The organism is Eisenbergiella massiliensis (assembly GCF_003435485.1).
Genome location: NZ_QVLV01000012.1, coordinates 141,603 through 161,731, shown reverse-complemented (window position 1 = coordinate 161,731; position 20,129 = coordinate 141,603). Strand labels below are relative to the sequence as shown.

Here is a 20,129-nt window from a genome sequence, read left to right as displayed (position 1 = left end):
ACTGTTATAATTTTGCAATGATTACCTTCCTGTTAAAATCTCCGGAAATACAGTAAACGAGACATTTATTTCCGGGTTCAAATGTAAGCGCTGTCCCATTTTTTATGTCGTAGCGCTGTTGGTTGACAATGACCTGGCAGGTGCCGTCGCCATTGTCTTTTTGTATGAAGCCTTCGTAATCAAACCTCACATTTTTTATATTGTCGGCAAATGCTCTTGCGAGGACAGAGATTGCCTTTTCATCATATTTTTCCATATTTTTTCAGAGTATGCAGCTTGGGCATACCCTTACAATTACCCCCTTTTTGAAAGTTCCTGTTTGATTTGTGTGGGCAGGCGCATGACAATCTGCCGGGAGAGTGTATCTGTATCCCGGACATTTTCAAGAATAATGTCCCCGATTGTGACATCAATTTTATTGTCCTGATGATTGTCCGCAAAAATCGGCGAGGCTGCGGCTGCGTTAGACTTTGCCAATACGGAATTGCGGGGCTGCAGTTCGGGCAGCGCGGAGGAGAAAAGAACCGGGCTGGCGAGGGAAAGATTTTTGACACCGGAAGAAGCGGCGCGTCTTTTACTGCGTATCAGTGCCAGGGTCTTGCTGTTGTTAAGAACTATGTCGCCGGGGTTTAAATCAGTCAGAGTCGGGGATGAGGTGATTTGGTAGGTACCGTTTCTTCGGATGATAGTTTCCAGCTGACCGTATTCAGAGACCATGGCATTTTTATCGCCATGAGAAAGGCCGCCATTTGCCTGGGTTATTCCGGTAGTGCCGGAGGTAACGGAAAAGTTACCGTCCTGGGGATTTAAGAGAGGAATAATCGCTGTAATATTCCTGAGGTTTTCAAGAATGCCGGAAAGAACTCCGTTTAGTTCCTGCCATTTCTGGATTTGGGCCGGAATTCCGGTTTCTTCATCCAGCGCGGCCTGGGATTGGGCGGCCATGGCCTCCATCAGGGAACCGGAATCCTCGCCGGAGCTGTTTTCTCCTTCTGCGGAGGATTTTTTCCCGGAAGAAGAGCCTGCAATGGCCGCTTTGGCTGCTTCAACGCTTCCGGCAATGCTTTGCGTGGAATCTTCCGAGTCCTCGCCGCCGGCAAAAGCATCCGCAACATTATTGAGCATGGGAACGCTTTCTTTTTCCAGGCCGGCAACCGCGTCTATGAACGATATGTTTCCATTGCCGGAGCCCTGGGAGGGAGAAGCGTTTGTGCCGTTGTTTTTTCCGACGGATACGCCGGTAGTGCCGACGACGGAGCCAGTCATTATGCCCGCGGCCTCAGCAACCTTGGAAAATTGGTCCATGACGCTGCCAAGAGAGTTGTTCAGGTTTTCAAAGTCTACGCCTTCTGCCAGGATTTCCATGTACTCCTGTGTATCGGTTAAATATCCGGTGAGAGAAGACAGGTTTACATTTTCCAGCTCGGATAAGGCGTTCAGCATTTCTGAATTGCCGGCGTAGACATCAGCCATCAGACTATCGTGCATTTCTTTAAAATTGCGGATGGTTTCCTCTGACAGCAGTGCATTCGGATCATCGGGATCGATATTCAGGGATGCCAGCTTAACTTTGTCTTCGGCCTCTTCTATGGCGTCGCCCATTTTTTCCCATTCGGATTTGGCATTTTCAGCGCCCTGAATCATACCGTCCCAGTAGGTTTCGGTATCCTCTATAATTTTTCCATAATATTCGTCAACCTTGTCAATCTGTTCGTCGATTGCATCCTGCTGATCCTTCAGCGCATCCTTTTGCTTTTCCAGGAGGGAAATCTCTTTTTCTATGCCGGCAATGCGGATTTTGTCTTCCGCTTCCTTGACGTTTTGTTCCTGGTCACGGATTGCGCCGGTGTCCGTCCGGTATACGAAGCCTTTTTCTTTACCGCTGTAGGTAAATTCCGTTCGCTGATTGCGCAGCCTTTCAAGCTCATATTGTTCTTTTTCCAGATTTATGGTGTTTTCGTGAGCTTCATTTTCTTCATTGATGGCATCGATTTCGGCCTGTTTGGCGTCAATCTGCTTATCAATCAGCTTTATCTGCTCCTCCAGGGCGTCTTTCTGGGCTTCCAGCGCCTCTTTGGCGGCATCCTGCTGTTCCTTGAGGGAATCCACTGCGGCGCCCTTTTGCTCTTCCAAAGAACTGATGTATTTGTCTATTTGTTTGGTAGCAATAGATATGACGGAATCATGGAGGCTGAGCATGCCGTCAAGATATTCTTTTTTGTATTTTTCGTATTGGTCGGTGTATTTTTCGTTGTTTTTGTAATACTTTTCGTTGAGGGCGCGGAGGGCATCCAGGTATTGCTTTTCGTTGAGGATATCGCGATCTCTGAGGTCTTTGAGTTGGTTGTATTTTTCGTCGAAGGCGGTGACGTAGGCATCAGCTGCTTCTTCACCCGCCTGACTACTTGAGGATTTATTGGATTGTTTTGTTGATTCATTATTGAAGGGCAGAAGATTATTGCCAAAATCAGCTTCAACACTATTTCCTGAAAGGGCGTCTTTCAGCTTTTTATTTACACTATCTAATTGAGAAATGGCGGCATCTATTCTTCCGGCATTACCAGACGCGAGCGCGTCCTCATAAAAATTTTTTGCACTTGCAAATTCCGAAAGAATATCAGAAGAAACACCGGCAGCGGTTGCAAGAGCCAGTACATGATTGATATCATCTTCGGTGTTTAAAGTTACATTATTGCAATATAGTTTTTTCAGTTGTAAGAGTGCCAATGCCTGTCCGGCATATTCAGCAGAAACATGTTCATTAACAAACGCTTCCATTTCACTGTCGCTTGCTTTTGCTAAGTTAAATCCGGCATCGCTAAGAGCATCGGTATTATTTAAGAGTGATTCAAAAGCGACAATTTGTGAATTTGTAACGCCCATGGACTCCAAAGATGATGCAATTACACTGTAATTAGCTGTTGTAATATCACCGAGGTTAGAAGAAACAGAGGATGCCATTTCATTAAATGCATCATGTACTTCATCGGCAGTTGACGTGGATTCAGAAAGCACAGAAATAAGGTTTTCATATGCTGAAATATCAATGGAACCGCCTGCTTTTTGTATTTCTTCCATTCCATCCTTGATTGAAGTGAAAGTATCAAGATCTATGTTGTCTAATGAAAATATTTCTTCACCATTTTCGTCAATACTGAATATATTCTGATAGGCTTTTCCAATAGAATCAAATGCAGGAGATAATTGCGAATTTAACTGATCGATAGTATTAGATATTTCACTTACAGGTTCTTCATCGGAAGGCATATTTTTTTCGGCTTCAGCCAGGGCATATAGCTGTTCTACAAGGGCTTTTGTAGCAGATTCCCCAATAAGCTGGCTACCTTCTATAGCGTCGGTAAGTTCAGAATATCCTTCGAGAGTTTCTGGTGTAAGTTCGCCTGATTTAGCTAATTCAAGGAGTTCTGCCTTGGTTTCGTCTAAATCAGCATTGTTAAAAATATTGTCAAACTCAATGCGGTTCCAGGCTTCCGGATCAGTGTACTGGTAAATCAGTTTCATTCCCTGTTCCAGATTATCGTAAAAGGCTTGTTCATCCTCTGTTAATTCACGGTAATCCATGAGGTCATTAAGATTATCCCTATAACTTTGCAGAGCAGGCAGATTATCTTCTAACTGTTCTTTGTAAGATTGTTCTCTTTCATTTAGTGATGCCAGCCAGTCTGTATTACCAGTATTTTCTGCCTCGACCTTTGCCTCCTGCACTTTTATTATTGCAGCCGAAAGTCCTTCTATTCCCTCCTCAGCTAAGTATAAATCCGATGTTGGTGTATTTGTTAAATCACCATATTTTGATTCCAGATCTAAAACGTCTGAATTACTGAAATTATCGTCGCCAAATTCTTTTTTGAATGCATCCATATTTGCTTTGGACATTTCTTCTGAAGAACGTTTAAGTTCTATATCCTTAATTGCTTTTTGGCGTTCTAATTCCTTAGAGGATTCCCGGAGCCTTTCAAGCTCTTCCTGCTCTACAAAACTTAATTTAGGAAGACCTTCAAGCTCTTTAATCCGTTCGGCATTATTTTCAAGTTCGGTAGTTAAGTCGTTGAATTCCGATTTTATAGAATCAAAGTTGCTTTTTGAATTATTCAGTGTTTCTTTTGCAATCTCAACCCGGTGTATAAAGTTATCAAATGCAGTAACAATCAATTGAATAACAGCTGTTATTGCCCAGGAGGCCAACATATTTCCCGCAGCTGCAAGTCCCTTAAGGGCAAGTTCTCCTGCTTTTACGCCTAAAGACATCTGCCCTAAAGTTTTGTTATATTCGATAGCGGCCTCCCGTGATTTTTTATAGGCGGCCACCATATTTTCTTCATTACGTATTTTCCCTTGGGTATCTTGACCATATTGGGCAATCCAACCGTTTCCCGATTCTTTCTGCGAATCATAAAATGCTTGCCAGGTGGTAGAATTATTCTTTACTTCTTCATCAACCTGCTTTAACTTTTTTATCCAGTCATCGGCATCAAAGGTTTGTTCATTCATTTTAGGAACAACAACGGGAGTTTTTTTCTGATTAGAGTCTGTGCTTCTGTTTGCAGAAACAGAAGTTAATTTGTTTGCGGCAAATATATCTGAATGGTTAAGGCTGCCAACAATACCATTTGAATATTTATCTAATGATTTACCCAATAAGTTATCAATTTGAGTAATAGCCTTTCCTAATTCTCCGTAATTGATTTTTATTGATACCGGCTTTTTTTCTATCTTTTCCTTTAAACTGCCCCACAGCTTATGCGTCTGCTGTTTGGCTGCCTTATCATTCACCTTTACACCAACACTAATTTGACTCTGCCCCTGCAGTTTCTTCTGAACATCAGCCAACTGCCGTTTCATTATTTTATATGTTTTTTCTTCATCCAGCATAGCCGTAATACGCATTATTAAGTCAATATCCATAAACACCTCCTGTTTTGGAGTTTGAATTGTGCCGGTTTATTTCGCGGCCTCCATTTCCCGAAGCTTCTGGGCATCGTCGTGTATTTTTTCATACATTTTATCCTTGAAGTCAGGCGCGGCCACCATTTCTTCCATGAATTTCAGGACCGTATCCATATTTTCACCGCTCAGTTTTTTCTGGATTTCCGCGGTATCGCCCAGATAAGAATGGACGAGATCCGTAACATCCTTAAAAGCAGAGATGATCTCCGCGCTGTTGATAATAAGCAGGCTCAGAGCGTCTCTGCGCAGTTTTCTAAGCTTCAGGTAATTTTTAATTTTAACTAACATTGTATTCTCCCTTCCGCCGTCTCTTTACGGCGATCAACAATTATGTTTTTATAATGGAACAAAATCAGTGCAGCTGTTCGATTGCCTGTTTTACCTTATCGTATCCCACCATAGCGCCCAGCCAGTTGGCAATTCCCATGAGAGGGATGTAGATGATATTTAACGGGGTAAAAGGAATGCCGGAGCCTGTATAATAGAGAATGGTTCCGCCGCATCCGAGAATCAGCGCGATGATGAGCACGACGATATTGGAGGCGTAACGGATACGCTGCTCCTCCAGGAAATTTTTCACCGCCTCGGTTACGGTTGAGGTTAAGACGGCAAAGGACATCAGTAAAAACAGAAAGGTTGTTATATTCATAAATTTATGCCTCCTTTCGGGCAGACGGGCCGTTATTTTCAGTCATTTCAATTACCGGCTTGTTTTCCAGCCAGTATTTCCAGGCTGCCTTTGTCTCCGGGATAAAATAATAGGCGATCAGCCGCCCGCCGTAGCCTTCATCGATCCAGACGGGCTGGACCTTCATTTTTGCATAGGTCAGAATCTGTTTTATGTTGCAGATTCTGCATAAATTGGATTCGCCATAGACTTCCTTCACATCTTCAAAGCTTCTGTATTTAATTTTGACACATCTCCTTTTTCGTAAAAAATAGGGATATAGAAACCGCAAAATATTGTGATTTCCATATCCCTTTTACCAATTCACAATATTCATAATCATCCGGCCATAATGCCTTTCCTTAGAACTCCTGGAAACACAGGGCGGCGGGCTGAAAAACTCCGCCGCCCTGCGTTCGTAAAACAGGCAAAAGGCGGAAGCTGGCTTTCGCTCCTTTGCCCGGATAACCGCTGTATGACCGGCTTTTTTATCCGCAGAAGCAGATTTCTTTATTCCGCTTCATCAGAAATTTCAACGATTTCCGCGAAGTTGCCGTCCTTGTCCTCAAGCAGATCGAAGGTCATGGTGATGCTTGCAGGATCACCGGCGGAAGACTGGGAAAGAGAGAAGTTTCTCTGAGGCTGTGCCTTGTAGAAAATCATCTTGTAAGGCGTCAGCACCTCATTCTCGTCCTTTTCCACAGTATCCATGGTAATGTAGTAAGCCTTGGGAAGCTTGCTGTTGTTGATTGCGATGCGTTTTACGCCGCTTGCCTTTGTGGCAACATAACCAACCTCATATTCCTCGCCTGTTTTAATGTCGCCTTCCACAGCGGCGGTAAAGGTACCGTCTGCAAAGGTGCCAGCGATTTCTGTGCCTGCAAATTCCCCATTCTTGTATACAAATACGGAACCTGCCATGGCGTTGGCGGGAACCTTCAGGCTGCCGTCTGCATCTGCTTTCACCACAGCTTTTTCCGGATATGCGGCATCTGTTTCAATAACGCCGCCGGAAATCAGTGAATACAGCTCAAACGGATATACCTGTGCTTCAATGGTAATGGTTCCTTCGATCGGATTGGCAAAAGCAATCCTCTTCACACCCTTTGCCGTGGCGTACACGGATTCGCCGGTAAGCGCCTGCGTGGTTGTATTGGCTGTTTCAAAGAAGAGTACGGGCTTTCTGTCGAGGGAACGGATATCTACATCACAAACCTGTCTGTTGGCTTTATTAATATTGGGCATAGTAAACCTCCTGATAATTTAATAGGTGAAACAGTCCGGCGGTGCGGACCGAATGAAGTTACGGTTTGATGCATTCAAACCACTGCGTGAAATCAACCTTGTTGTCCTTGTTTCCCCATGCTGCAACGGACATTTTGAGCACATCAAAAATGGTGTTCTGCTGCATCCGGGCGAACAGGTCGTAAACCTGGTAAACGGTAAGATCCCATATGTTCAGTATGTTGATGGAGCTGTGGCAGGCCGAAATGGCTGAAATAATATTGGGAAGCTCCAGCTTGGGATCCGGTTTCGCGCTTTTTTCTTTTGCTTTCTTTCTCTTATTCAGTTTTTCAATTATTTTGGCAGCCGTCTTATTTTTGGCATCGGCGGCATCCATGGTGTTTACGGATACTGCGTTTAACTGCAGTATGATGCTTTCCAGCTCGGAAAGCTGCCGGGAATTTATGGTGCAGACAGGATCGGCGCTCTCGGCGCCGAAAATAAGAAATTCGTTCTCCTCCGGTGAATAGATGATCTTTTCACACAGAAAAAAGGAGAGAGCCTGGGTAAGCGGAACCACTATTTTTCTATCAAAGCCGAAAATATCCAGGCGGCCTGTCAGGGCGCGCTGTTCCTCCGTAAGACCGGCGTATTCGGCCCGTATGCTCAGAATCTGCTGCTTTTCTTTTTCCGTATAACCGGCAAAATAGCTGTCGCCCTGCAGCTCCATATTTTTGTAATAGGTGTCAATATCGAGAAGCAGCATGGACAGATACATATGATAGGTATTGAATTTATCGGGCAGCGCGTCGATTTCCCTGAGAGTGGGGGAGCGCACGCTGCACAGGTTCAGTTGGAGCGGGGAGGGGCTGATCAGAAGAGCATAGTCGAGAGTCAAAATTCTTATCCCTTCATTTTAAAGTCAGGCACGGTAAATACCAGCTGCCTGCCGTAAAACTGGTTTTCCAGCAGGTTATTTGTTACCGATTCCAGATGCAGCGGGCCGATACCGAACTGGTTGGAGGCACGCAGCTCCCGCTCAGCCATATCGGCGAGAATATCCGGTTTTGTTCCAAGATAATCCTCCTTCGCATACTGCATCTGCTCCAGACGGCAATAGGACCATACGATAATTTTCATATCCTTGATCATGCCTGTGGGAATCTGCGGAACATCCACCTCAAAGCAAAGACAGGCATTCATATCGGCCTGGGTATTTATATGGAGGTAAGGAAAAATCCGGGTATAAAGGAGGCTGTCCGCTTCGTCCTGGGTGTAGGAATCCTTTTCAAGCAAAAGACGGCAGATGTCAGGAGAGTTTATGAAGGTGGATATCAGCCTGGTTTTGTATAAACCGATATCGTTCAGGATTGATTTTTTCATAAAGTTATTTTCTCCTTCTGAGAAGAGTTCTGGTGGGAAGAAATGACGAGGGAACGGTAATATTTTTCATGCAGCCTCATAGCCTGCGCCGATTCCGTCATATAATAGGTGCGCCTGTGGCGGGCAACCGTATGGTGGATATCACCATACGGGCCCGGACGTAAACCATTTGAAACAAGATAGTTTCTTTCCTGTTTTGTAATTTTGAGGATCGTTAAAACCTTCTTTCTTCGTAAATTTTCCGGAAAAGGAAGAGGGGCCAGCCGCGGCGCCGTTTGGACAGCGCCGCGGCCGGCTAAGATGGGAACATAAGGGACGGCTTTGAAAGGGAGTGGGCCAAACTATATGGTAAGCTTAAAAGCCGGCAATAAGAGATTGGTTTCAAAAGAAATGGCCATTTCGTATCTGTTCTGCGCAGTTTGAAAGAGGCAGGAGTCTGCTTACTCTCTCATAATAAACACGCTAAATTATCTGGCCGGAGGCTTTAAAATACAGGGTTTTCCATTTTCCGTTCCGCAAAATTAATCAGCTGGTTTAAAATTCGATAAAAATGCCTCTTTGTTCTGCCGGTAGAGCGTATTCAGCATCCGCCTGCCGTATTTGATCCCGTATTTCCTTTTGCAGTTGGGATTGTTGTTTTCCTCTGAAATATCCATGGCAATTTCAATCAGGCGGTTGATGGTTTTAGGATTGCCGATCTTTATTTTTCCCATGGAGGAAAGGAAAGCATTGGTGGTTTCTTCGAATTCCACAAGGAAATCTTCATCTTCAAACCGGTTGTGGTTCATTTTAATGAAGCTGTCATAGGCGCTGACCAGCTGTTGGATTTTGCTGATCTGCCTGTCATTTGCCTTTCCCTCCAGATGTAGGACGAACTGTCTGGTGGGAAGGGCGTTTTCCTGGCTGGCGCCCTGGATTCTGTCCAGGCATTCCTGAAGCCAGTTCATGGGACAGACAAGCTTATGGTTGATCCGGTCATTGATTTTCATCTTTTTATCCCGGATTTCTTCATAAGGAATATCTTTGCCGTTTTTGGTGGCGGGGATTGTTTTTACATATTTCATAAATAACGGAAAATCCTTCCTCTCCTCATGAAGTCTGGGATTCATGCATTCCATGGCCCTGATGCGTTCGATTTCAGACAGGGCGTCCACCTCGTATTCCCGCTTGCAGCCGTCAATAATTACCTGGGCCAGCACAGACAGGATCACGAAGCTGTCATAAAGCTCGGGAGCGGGCGTGGTCCAGTAGTAGGTGAGGGCCAACTGGGCTAGATTGCTGGATTCCCCGATGCCGCGTCTGGACAGTGCGAACTTGTTGTCCATCCGGGCGTATTCCAGGGGCGTATTGCGATAGGTGACGCCGCTTTCCTTCAGCCGGTTTACGATGGTCGGGTATTGCTCATAGCAGATTCCCGCGTATTTTACGAAGGTGGGGTGATTGGTGACGAAGAAAAAATCGGAGTCATGGTCCAGGCCGTTTCCCCGGTCCTGGATATCTGTGCCGATGCAGTTCACTACGATGATATTGTCGCTGAAAGGGAAATATTTTTCCATTTCAGGACTGCGGCGGTTATGGAGGTAGCAGACGTTGTTCGGCGAATTATGGGGGGAACGGAAGGCGCAGAGGTATTCGCCGTCTGCAAATCTGCTGGTATAGCACTGCACCGTGCCCGTCTCCTGCATAAGCGTGGGATCTTTCTTCCAGTCGCCGCCTGCCGCATATAAAAGCAGCGCGTAGGGATTGCTGCAAATGGTAAGGTTATCTCCGTTGACCATCACCTTGCCGCTTCTTATTTTATTGACGTAGGCCCTGATAATCTGCCTCTTTTCGTAACGGTACCATTTGCTGTTGGCGAAGGCCGGGTTCTGGCGGTATAAATCCGCCATCATTTCATAATGGTTCACCTCATTGGCATTTTTCCGGAGAAAAATTTCGAATTCTCCATCGTCAGCTTTCAGCTTTTCTATGTATTCCATGCTGTACTGTGCGATTGCCTTAACATCCTCCCTGGTGCAGGGCAGGGTGTTGAGCATCTGGTAGCTTAACTGCTGTACGTCGCCCAGCTTGCTTTTGTGATCCGTTTTTACGATGCCGAAGAGAGAACCGTCGGCATTGACCCGGCCGCACCAGTAATGGTAGGCGTCCAGAGGGGAAGCGCCCATCAAGTCCGTGAATTTCAGCCATTTTACCGCGTTGTCGGTGGTGATGATTTTTATATCCTTTGCAAGATGCCACTCACCGAACATATCCTGTATCTTCCAGGTCTGATAGTCGATGCCCTTTTCCTCGCACCAGTCCTGCATAAATTGCCGGATCCGGCCCCTGAAGCCGCATGCTTTAAAAAAGTGATTGCGCAGAAGCGCCATGCCGTTGACCCAGGCGGGAAGACAGGAGTCCTCTATCAGGGCCATGCCGTCCCACATGGTGTTTTTTACCTCTGTCTCTTCGCGGGATACAATGCATCTTTTTTTTACGGCGGGTATTTTTTTGTATACCTTATTATATAGGGGATTTCCCTGCAAATCCAAAAGCCCTTTTTCCAGCGCGCGCTGCCTGGCCTTTTCCGTACCTTCTTCATCGATGACCCGCCGGGTTCCTTCGTATTCCTCCGCCCGCACCACATTGACCATGGTGGTAAAAAAGCTGTCCTGATCCTTTAAAATCAGGATATCCTCCACCGGGATGGAAAATGTGTCCAGGATGGTGCTCGTCGTGAGCGGGGCATAGGCGGACAGCTCCACGATTTTCGCATTTTCAAGGGGCATCCGCCCGCCAAGCCCCATAGTCATCCAGTCATAGGCGGCGTCATACAGCGTTTCATTGATAAACATGACCTGTCCCAGCTTGGCTTTTGCGCTGTTCCGGTAAAGCATCCTGTAATGGATGCGTTCCTCCCCTGTCATATTTCCCTGCCTGTCCCTGGCGGTATAGGTGACGGATACGCCGTCCCTGTAAAAAAGCTCCCGTATTTCATCCTTGCTTTTTTTACAGTATTTATGTTTGTTCTGGTTCACCTTTTCGATGATTTGGCGTAATTTTGCCCGGCCCTCCTCATCGGCTTCCCTGACAAGCAGGCTGCCCAGATGCTTTATCTCTTCCTCATAGGAACGGGAGCCGAAGTCAAAATCCAGGCAGATAATATCCCTCGTCAGCCTGTCCTTATACAGCTTCATGCCGTGGTTTTGCAGGAAAATCCGGAACAGACTGTGGTTCAGGACGCCGGTGGTATAGTCGTATCTGTCTCTGATGCCAAGATTATAGCCATACAGAGTTCCTGCTTTAATATTGAGAATTTTAATTCCTGTTTCGTTAATGATAATCACTCCTTCTGAAAAAAATTGACGGGTTGTGCGTGCCGGGATTTATCTGGTCTGCTCCCGGAAACGCCTGTGCGCGCCGGCTATTTTATCAATGGTGTAAGCGGCGGGACGTTCCGTGCTGAAATCAGAAAGCCGGATGCTGCCGGTGTATTCCCTGTGGAATTCTTCCCGCGTGGGAATGTGGGTGTCTCTGTAAGGCGGGTGGTATGCCGTCCTTCCGGCCTGGATGTGTTCTTTTAATATCCGTAATTTTATATCGCTCATGCTTTTGCCTCCTTTTGAAAAATGCATTTTCCGCGAGTAACGAGCCAAGTGGATGTACTTGTGCATCCGTTTGACGACTGCCGCGAGAGTCAAATATCCCGCCGTTCACGGCGGTGGGGTGACTTTTAGTGGGAACATACTTTATTTCTCCGTTTGAAAATAAAAGGAGCGGTTCACAGCAAGGGAGGCTGAACTGATACAGTTATGGAAAGAAGGAAAGGAAGTTACTGAGTCCTGTTAATGGGACACTGAATGTATTATCATATAGAATATAAAGGCGTATAAGAAACAGAGAACAGAACAAACGTTCGAACAAATATTGACAAGAACATATGTTCGATGTATACTCGAGCTATCAAAGCAATAAAAAAAGACCAATCCTCAAACGGTGTTGGCGCACCTCGGATTGGCCTTAAGCACTTATTACATAAGCCTTACCCAATGGGAAAAAAGCTTATGAAGTACAGCAGAAGCTATACATCTGCATTATTACATAATAAATGTTGTATAGTCAAGCGATTCTGCTGAATTTCCCAACTGGTTTTTTTGAAGCTGTCCCACAGGGACAGAACGGTTCTTTCCTAATGCATATGGAAGGAACCGCTCATATCAATGCGGTATCGCAGGCCTGCCTGCGATATGCGGGAGGTAAAAAATGGACAATGACAATTTATTAGAGGAGTATTATACGCAGAATGCAAGGAAGCTTCGGCGTATGGTAGACAGGATTTTACGCAGGTTCAGCGGTATATCGCAAAAGGATTATGATGATTTTTACTCCCTGGCCAATGAAGTGTTCACCGGTGCCTTGCGGCGTTTTGACGGAACACAGAGCTTTGAGGGTTTTTTATATGCCTGCCTTTTCAACAGAATCAAGACTGAATTTACGAAGAGAAACAGGGAAAAGAGAAAGACGGATACCCAGTCCGTTTCGCTGGATACGCCTGTTGGCGATGGGGAAAGCGTGCTGGGCGATATGCTGGAATCGGATTTTGATATGGAGGCCGAACTGGAAAAAAAGGAACCGGACTTACAGAATACATGGATAGGGCAGTTCCTGGAAGAGCTGTCCGGCGTCCAGAAGAAAATCGTACACATGAAGCTGGACGGGCTGACAAAGACAGACATTATGGAACAGCTTCATATCAATGAACATACCTATAGCAGCAATATGAAGAAAATAAAGAATTTTGACAGGAGCCGGGTCCTTCACAGACATAAGGAACCTGAGCTGGCAAACGTGCGGGAGGGAAAATTAATGAATAAAGTGATATCTCAGACAGCCGAGAAAAGCAAACCGAAAAATTACCAGGTGTATGCCATCATCCAGAGAATGTATGATTACTCAATCCGCCTGGATCATCCTTTGCAAAGGGAATCCGAACAGTGGAGCAACGTAATGAAAGGAAATCTGATTTCCGATATTTTACAGGATAATCCCATACCGCCCCTGGTTTTTGCGGAGCAGGTAATTGACGGGGTGGTCATCATCTGGGCGATTGACGGGAAACAGCGCTGCTCCAATGTGGAAAGCTTCCGGAGGAACGGCTTCCGCATCAGTAAAAATGTGGAAAGATATCAGATTAAATATCAGACGGCCGCAAGGGATCAGGAGGGGAACATCATTTTTGATGATAACGGGCTGCCCCGCTATGAGGTGAAGGAATGCGATATCCGGGGCAAATGCTATGCGGATCTGCCGGAAAAATTACAGCAGAATTTTAATGAATACAACTTTGAGGTGACGCAGTATTTAAATTGCAGCAATGAGGATATTGAATACCATATCAGGAGATATAACGCATCCAAGCCCATGTCGGTGGCGCAGAAGGGGATTACGCACCTGGGAGAGCAGTATGCAAGGATCGCAAAGGCCATAGCCGGGAAACCGTTTTTCAGGGATAAGGGAAATTACAGGATTTCGGAGTTTACAAACGGTACAATGGACAGGGTGATTACGGAAAGTGTGATGGCGATCAATTTTCCCGGGGACTGGAAGAAGAAAAATGAGGATATCTGCACATATTTAAAGGAAAATGCAAAAGTGATCCACTTCAACATTTTTGAGGAATATATAGACAGGCTGGATGAGGTAATAACGCAGGAAACAGCGGAAATGTTCAATTCCAGGGATTCCTTCCTGTGGTTCGGCCTGTTCCGACGTTTTACCAGGGCGGGAATGGAGGATGAATGCTTTATCCGGTTTATGAAGGAGTTCAAAGACAGGCTGCATGGCAGGAAGGTGGGCGGCGTTTCCTTCGATGACCTGAACGAAAAATCAACAAAGGATAAAAATATCGTACATCAGAAAATGAATCTGCTGGAATTGCTGATGGATGAATTTTTGCATATCACACGGGAGGAAACCGTGGAGAAGTTCGTAGTGAAGGACGCAAGGCTACAAAGCTTTATCGGAGAATTCAACCAAAGCGATATCGTGAAGGTAATCAGAGTGCAGCCGGAAAAGGAACGGATAAAGCTTGCGATCCAGTCGCTCATGGTGGTTTCCGGGAAAAAGGGCTTCTCCGACAGGGAGGTTCAGAAAATTCTGAGCGCAGGCGCCCCGGGAGAAGAAGAAATGGACGATACCCTGCTGTATCTGGCGGCCTTGAGTGACTGGACGCTGAATGTAAACAATAACTCCCGGCTTTTTGAACAGGGTAACCTGCCGGCACTGGTAGGGGTGGTTGCCTATGCCTACCGGAATGAAATTGATGACCGCACCTGTGAGGAATGGCTGGAAAAGTATGTGGAAAGTTTCGATACAGGCGGCGGAGTATGCGGGGGAATCATGGAACAGCTGCATAAAATGATTTCGGATTTGGAGCATTTTGCAGCGTATAAAAGGAGGCGGACGGCGTAGGCGCCGGTATTCGGCGGAATACATAGCGTTAGCGTGCATCCGGCCCATTGCGCAGGAATTTTGAATGGTTGGGGGCAGTTACAGTTTGGTCACAGGCTGAACGGGAACCTCCTGGAAAAGTATTCATGCGAAAAACCTTGACTCTCACGCAGCGTGATGATGTAGGATAGATATATGCATAAGCCGTATCACTTATCAGGCATTATGAATACAGACGGATGCCCGGACAGGATTGCGGTATTCAGGAGGGATTCAAATGAAAACAATAAGCCAGGTGGCCCAGCTGACAGGGGTGAGTGTCAGAACCTTGCAGTATTACGATGAAATTAATTTACTGAAGCCGGCGGCTGTTACCGATGCAGGCTACCGGATGTATGATGAAGCCGCCCTTGAACGGCTTCAGCAGATTCTGTTTTTCAGGGAACTGGATTTCCGGCTGAAGGAAATCAAAGAAATTATGGAAAATCCGGAGTATGACAAGCAGGAGGTATTCCGGAAACAGAAAAAAATGATCCGGGCAAAGAGGGACAGGCTGACCAGGCTGCTGAAGCTGTTGGATAAGCTGGAAAAGGGGGAAGACTGCATGAGCTTTGACGCATTTGATTTGACCGAATATTTCGAACTGATGGAGAATTTTAAGCAGCAAAATGAAGAGGAAGTAATCAGGGTATGGGGAAGTGTAGAAAACTATGAAAGGCTAATAAATAAGGTAAAAGCGGATGAACAGAGGGTGGGTGAGCTTGCCGTCAAATATTATGGCAGCACCGAAAATTATACCAGGGTGATTGAGGAAGGGCTGAATAAAATCCCGGATATCATAAACGATGCCTGGACACAGAAAACCAATGCGCTTTACAGGAAGCTTACCGGGGATTTAACCCGGGATGCCAGATCCGAAGAGGTACAGGCCATTGTCAGGGAGTTGATGGAGCATACGCAGGGACGGGTGAATAAACAGGGCTGGAAGAAGCTTGTTGAAAGCGGATTTTACACGGGACATGGAATTAAGGAAGAAAATGATGCGCTTTATGGGGCGGGAGCTTCCGAGTTTATGGAAGCGGCCATGAAGGAATATTTTTCTCATATCAGCCCGGAAGAACTGGCAGACGAAGCGGGCGGACCGGAAAAATGAAAGACTGAAAAATAACCGGTTTATCCTTTACGAAGCATGCGTCCGGAAGTACAATAGATAAAAATGCCGCTTTAAATACGGACACAGGGGGACAGAGGATGAAAGCCAATATTATAGCCGTTTTTGATAAAGAGAAGGAAAAGGTCCTTGTATGCAGAAGAAGGAAAAATCCTTATAAAGGCCTGCTGAATTTTGTGGGCGGCAAGATTGAAAAGGAAGAGGACGGCCTGACGGCAGCCTACAGGGAACTGTGGGAAGAAACCGGCATTACTGACGCGGATATAGAGCTGACGCATCTGATGGACTTTAACTATCTGGTGTTTGATAACTGGCTGGAGGTCTATTTCGGCCGGCTGAATAAGGATTTTACCGTCAGAGGAGAGGAAAACGAGCTGCTTTGGATAGATATTTCTTCAGATTTCTTTGATGTGACACAGTTTGCGGGCAGAGGGAATATGGGGCATATCATGGAACTGATTAAGGAATATGAGAGTGATTTACCGGATGAAGAAAAATACTGAAGTGTATCGATTTCTTATGAAAATTTAGCTGCATGAATTATTACGCTTGGAGGGGGATTGGGATGGAGGCTGTATTGATTTTTATTGATGGAACCATATGCGATATGAGGCACAGAATACCAGCTATGGGGACGGAAAAATTTTTCTCGGAGGAAAACCTGGCCAAAGACAAACCTACGCAAGGCAGTGTGGAGTGTCTGAATGAACTTGCTGAAGTATATGAGCTGGTTTATATAGGAGCCAGACCGGATATTTATACAGATGCTACACATAAATGGCTGCTTGATGCCGGTTTCCCGGAGGGAAAGGTATATTTGGGAAGCAGCCAGCAGGAGCGGCTGGATATTGTCAAAGAACTGAAAAAACGTTTTGTATTCCGGGCCGGAATCGGGGATCGGTGGGATGACAATGAACTGCATCTTGAATTAGGTTGCCAAAGCTTTATTTTAAAGGAATGGAGTCCTGACTGGGATGTGGTAAGAAAACACCTGGAAATGAAACTGGCACCTCGTGTCAGATATTCCCAGTTCAACGCGGAGGATATCAAAAAAGAACTTTTGCAGCGCTATGAGCTGGAACAGCCTCTCAACTGCCGGTTCTATGATTTTGGCATGAATGACATTTATCTGATAAGAGCAGGAAATACAAATTATTACCTGCGTATTTCCCTGGCGGGGATTCATCAGAGAATAGATTATCTGGAAGAAATGAATATAATAAAGACGCTGGCAGAAAGGGGGATCCGGGCCGCAGTACCGGTAAAAATGGCGCATGCTGCCGGTTCTGACAATCCTTTTGTATGGGAACTTGCGGCACCGGAGGGCATCAGATACGCAGCATTGTTTACGGAAGCTCCGAAGCAGCCGTCCGAAGATAACGAAAGCTGTGCTTTTCATTTGGGACGAATGCTGGCAATGCTGCACCGGACTGCGGATGAGGAGAACTTCCGTGTTTCCAGGGAACCTATTGATATGATGCAGCTGGCGGAAAAACCTCTGGCCGGTATCCGGCCCTATCTGGAAAATCGTCCGGCCGATTACAGATGCCTGAAGGAAGGCGCGGCAAAGCTGAAGATTTTTATCAAGGACAGACTTTCGGAAGCTTCACCGGAATATGGTTTCTGTCATGGAGATCTCCACAGCGGTAATGTATTTTTCGAAGGAGTTGATCCTACGATCTTCGATTTTGATTGTATGGGCTATGGATGGAGGGCATATGACATCTGTGTTTATGCGTGGGATGAGAGCTTTCAGAATGAAAAGTTTATGGAAGGGAATACATGGAAAAAATATTTGGAGGGCTATGAATCTGTAAGACCCCTCAGCAGGGAAGAAAAAGAGGCCATCCCCGCATTTGCAGCCCTGAGAGAGCTGTGGATGATTGGGCTGCATGCAGAAGTAATGGAGAAAAATGCGGGGTGCTGCTGGCATCAGGATGATTATTTTGATTATCAGCTTAAGGTTTTCAGGCAGTGGTTGAACCGGTGCGGCCTGTTAAGTGAGTAAGCTCCGCCAGCCAGGTTCAACTGCTTCTGCACATTTATGAAGCGAATTTCAATGGGAACCGCCATGTATGAGCTCCCTGCTTCCGGGAATTTAGTCGTCGTGTGTTTCCGGCACGTTTGGATTTGTATCCGTATAATTTACCGTGGTAAACATTCCGCCCAGAGTGGGAACTCCGTTGTTGGTCACGTGGTGTGGCATATGGCAGTGCATAGGCCATACGCCCGGATTGTCGGCGATGAATTCCACATCCCAGGTTTCGCCCGAGGCGACAAGAATTGTATTTTTGCATATCTGAGCTCCCGGCTGGATGGGAAAGCCGTCTGCGCCGGTAACTCTGAACTGATGGCCATGCAGATGAATAGGGTGGTGATGCATCTGGATGTTTCCGAAACGTATCTTTACCTTGTCACCGCAGTTCACCTGTAAAGGCAGTGTCTGGGGATAGCTTTTTCCGTTGATGGTAAAAAAATTGAACATCGGCTTCACGAAATTCAGCGGATATGTACCTGGTGTGAGATCGCCCCAGGGCAGAACGTTGACTGCCCATTCCTGAAGAATGCACAGATAGTCTTTATCGGGAGCGTCAAACGTCCGGCACGGATTTTCCACAATCAGGCCGCCAAACAGCCCCGCATTATCCTGGATGGGAACCTCTACATGAGAATGATACATATAAGTGCCCGGAGGATTACAGATAGTAAAGGAGTAATCAAAATATTCCCCCGGATAAATATAGGGGGAAGGTTCCAGCGGAGGCACCCCGTCCATGAGGTTGGGAACCTCCAGGCCGTGCCAGTGGACGCTGGTGCGGTGCGGCAGATGATTGGTAACGCGTATGGTCACTTTATCTCCTGGAAAAACATGAATCGTAGGGCCGGGGGTGGAACCGTTATAGCCCCACGCCCGGATGACAATGCCATCCACAAGCTCCCACAAAATTTCCTCTGCTGTCAGTTCAAAAAATTTTCTCCCGTTTACAATGGTATAAGGCAAGTCCTGAATTCCTGGTGTGATTACCATAAAAATATCCTTTTCCCTGGTTTGGCAACTGTTCAGTACCCTCTCAGCTACTGCTAAAATACAGTCGCCTGGTTTGTAACAATATATTACTTCTTTTGAAAAATATGTTATATATCAAATAAGGTGCTCCTGTCTGGACGGAGAAGTATTTTTCCTGGAAAGAAAACAGAGCAAGAACGGAACAGCTGAAAACAGAACGGCCTGCTATACTTAACTTACCGTACGGAAAGGAGCAGGAACTTGGAAAACAAAGAGATGCTGCAGCATATTCTGCGGTATATTGATGAAAATATACGCGAAGAACTGTCCGTATCGATATTGGCGGAGGAAGCGGGATATTCGCCGTTTCATTTCAGCCGTATCTTTACGAAAACGGCCGGTATGCCGGCTATGAGTTATGTTACCAGGCGGAGACTGCAATATGCCCGCTACGATTTGTCACAGGGAAAGAAAGCGGTGGATGCCGCAGTGGAATATGGTTTTGAGACACATGCCGGATTTACAAAAGCATTCAAAAGATGTTTTGGTTATCCGCCGTCCTTCTGCTTCCTGCGCGCCGGCATTACGCCGCCCTGTGAAAAGGATCAGGAATATTTTTTATCCGGAGAGGAAAAAGGAGAAAAGAAAATGAATCCACATATTTATGAATTTACGCCGTTTTCTGTCATTGGTTATCCGCAGAGACAAAGAAAATCCAATGTGAAGAGGACTGCCGATATCCCGGCCTACTGGGACAGTCTGAAAATGGACAGCGCCGCGCTGCTTACCAAGCTGCATGATACCTTCACGGCGTCTAAACATTTTGAGATCAGCATGTGCTATGACATTGATACGGAAAACGGGGAATTTACATACCTGTTAGGAAGAGGTATTGATAATCCCGCCGATTATGAAAAAATGGAACCGGATATGACAAGAGTGGACATCCAGGGAGGACTGTATGCTGTCTTTTCCACGCCGCCTGCGGAGGATTACCTGGTTGCGATTCAGGATACCTGGCATGAAATCCTCACGGACTGGCTGCCTGGCTCTGAGTTCGAATTTGACGATACACGCTATGATTTTGAGTACTATGACCACAGAGATCATGGCTGGTATTTCGGAGGAAAGGTACAGATGGATATCTGCATTCCCATTCGCCTGAAAGAAAAATAAATTCCATAAAATATATTCCGGAAAATAAATACCGAAAAATAAATTTCGGTAAAAAAATCCTGACAATCAGCTCTTCCCGAAGGCGATATATGAAACTTCCCGTC

16 protein-coding genes are annotated in these 20,129 nt (G+C 45.9%); 5 read left to right on the top strand and 11 right to left on the bottom strand.

Annotated features, from left to right (window positions below):
- Positions 1–4 precede the first annotated feature (4 nt).
- The 10 genes from DXC51_RS17650 to DXC51_RS17605 form a co-directional block, all read right to left on the bottom strand.
- Positions 5–256 carry a hypothetical protein gene (locus DXC51_RS17650; RefSeq protein ID WP_021637556.1) on the bottom strand — a complete coding sequence of 84 codons (252 nt, stop codon included), beginning with the start codon at positions 254–256 and terminating at the stop codon, positions 5–7.
- A gap of 38 nt (positions 257–294) precedes the next feature.
- Positions 295–4,926: a hypothetical protein gene (locus DXC51_RS17645; protein ID WP_117545064.1), complete on the bottom strand. Its 4,632-nt coding sequence runs from the start codon at positions 4,924–4,926 to the stop codon at positions 295–297.
- Positions 4,927–4,962: 36 nt separating this feature from the next.
- Positions 4,963–5,256, bottom strand: coding sequence for a hypothetical protein (locus DXC51_RS17640; protein WP_102288327.1), 294 nt, complete (start codon positions 5,254–5,256; stop codon positions 4,963–4,965).
- Positions 5,257–5,320: 64 nt separating this feature from the next.
- Positions 5,321–5,617, bottom strand: a complete 297-nt coding sequence (locus DXC51_RS17635) for a hypothetical protein (protein WP_117545063.1) — start codon at positions 5,615–5,617, stop codon at positions 5,321–5,323.
- A 4-nt stretch (positions 5,618–5,621) separates the two neighbouring features.
- Complete coding sequence (locus DXC51_RS17630) at positions 5,622–5,855, bottom strand: hypothetical protein (RefSeq protein ID WP_117545062.1); 234 nt, start codon at positions 5,853–5,855, stop codon at positions 5,622–5,624.
- Between the two features lie 290 nt (positions 5,856–6,145).
- Entirely contained in the window at positions 6,146–6,880 is a 735-nt protein-coding gene (locus tag DXC51_RS17625) for a YomU family phage tail tube protein (RefSeq protein WP_021637550.1), read from the bottom strand.
- A gap of 58 nt (positions 6,881–6,938) precedes the next feature.
- The gene (locus tag DXC51_RS17620) at positions 6,939–7,757 is read right to left on the bottom strand and encodes a hypothetical protein (RefSeq protein WP_117545061.1); all 819 of its coding nucleotides are present in this window, start codon (positions 7,755–7,757) and stop codon (positions 6,939–6,941) included.
- Between the two features lie 5 nt (positions 7,758–7,762).
- Positions 7,763–8,242, bottom strand: a complete 480-nt coding sequence (locus tag DXC51_RS17615) for a YomW family phage-derived protein (protein WP_025490994.1) — start codon at positions 8,240–8,242, stop codon at positions 7,763–7,765.
- 521 nt (positions 8,243–8,763) lie between these two features.
- The gene (locus DXC51_RS17610; protein WP_243003222.1) at positions 8,764–11,568 is read right to left on the bottom strand and encodes a hypothetical protein; all 2,805 of its coding nucleotides are present in this window, start codon (positions 11,566–11,568) and stop codon (positions 8,764–8,766) included.
- Positions 11,569–11,607: 39 nt separating this feature from the next.
- Positions 11,608–11,829: a hypothetical protein gene (locus DXC51_RS17605; RefSeq protein ID WP_025490996.1), complete on the bottom strand. Its 222-nt coding sequence runs from the start codon at positions 11,827–11,829 to the stop codon at positions 11,608–11,610.
- A 655-nt stretch (positions 11,830–12,484) separates the two neighbouring features.
- Here DXC51_RS17605 and DXC51_RS17600 point away from each other — a divergent pair.
- From DXC51_RS17600 to DXC51_RS17585, 4 genes are all read left to right on the top strand, one after another.
- On the top strand, positions 12,485–14,692 hold the full coding sequence (locus DXC51_RS17600) for a sigma-70 family RNA polymerase sigma factor (protein ID WP_117545060.1): 2,208 nt from the start codon (positions 12,485–12,487) through the stop codon (positions 14,690–14,692).
- Between the two features lie 256 nt (positions 14,693–14,948).
- Positions 14,949–15,824: a MerR family transcriptional regulator gene (locus DXC51_RS17595; protein WP_117545059.1), complete on the top strand. Its 876-nt coding sequence runs from the start codon at positions 14,949–14,951 to the stop codon at positions 15,822–15,824.
- A gap of 98 nt (positions 15,825–15,922) precedes the next feature.
- Positions 15,923–16,345 carry an NUDIX hydrolase gene (locus DXC51_RS17590; RefSeq protein WP_025490999.1) on the top strand — a complete coding sequence of 141 codons (423 nt, stop codon included), beginning with the start codon at positions 15,923–15,925 and terminating at the stop codon, positions 16,343–16,345.
- A gap of 62 nt (positions 16,346–16,407) precedes the next feature.
- Complete coding sequence (locus DXC51_RS17585; protein ID WP_243003221.1) at positions 16,408–17,850, top strand: phosphotransferase; 1,443 nt, start codon at positions 16,408–16,410, stop codon at positions 17,848–17,850.
- Positions 17,851–17,940: 90 nt separating this feature from the next.
- On the opposite strand, the gene DXC51_RS17580 is transcribed toward DXC51_RS17585, so the two are convergent.
- Positions 17,941–18,870, bottom strand: coding sequence for a multicopper oxidase domain-containing protein (locus DXC51_RS17580; protein WP_021637539.1), 930 nt, complete (start codon positions 18,868–18,870; stop codon positions 17,941–17,943).
- A 240-nt stretch (positions 18,871–19,110) separates the two neighbouring features.
- On the opposite strand from DXC51_RS17580, the gene DXC51_RS17575 reads away from it, so the two are divergent.
- Positions 19,111–20,025 (top strand): AraC family transcriptional regulator, encoded by a 915-nt coding sequence (locus DXC51_RS17575; RefSeq protein ID WP_035322606.1) that lies wholly within the window; start codon positions 19,111–19,113, stop codon positions 20,023–20,025.
- The last annotated feature ends 104 nt before the right edge of the window (positions 20,026–20,129 follow it).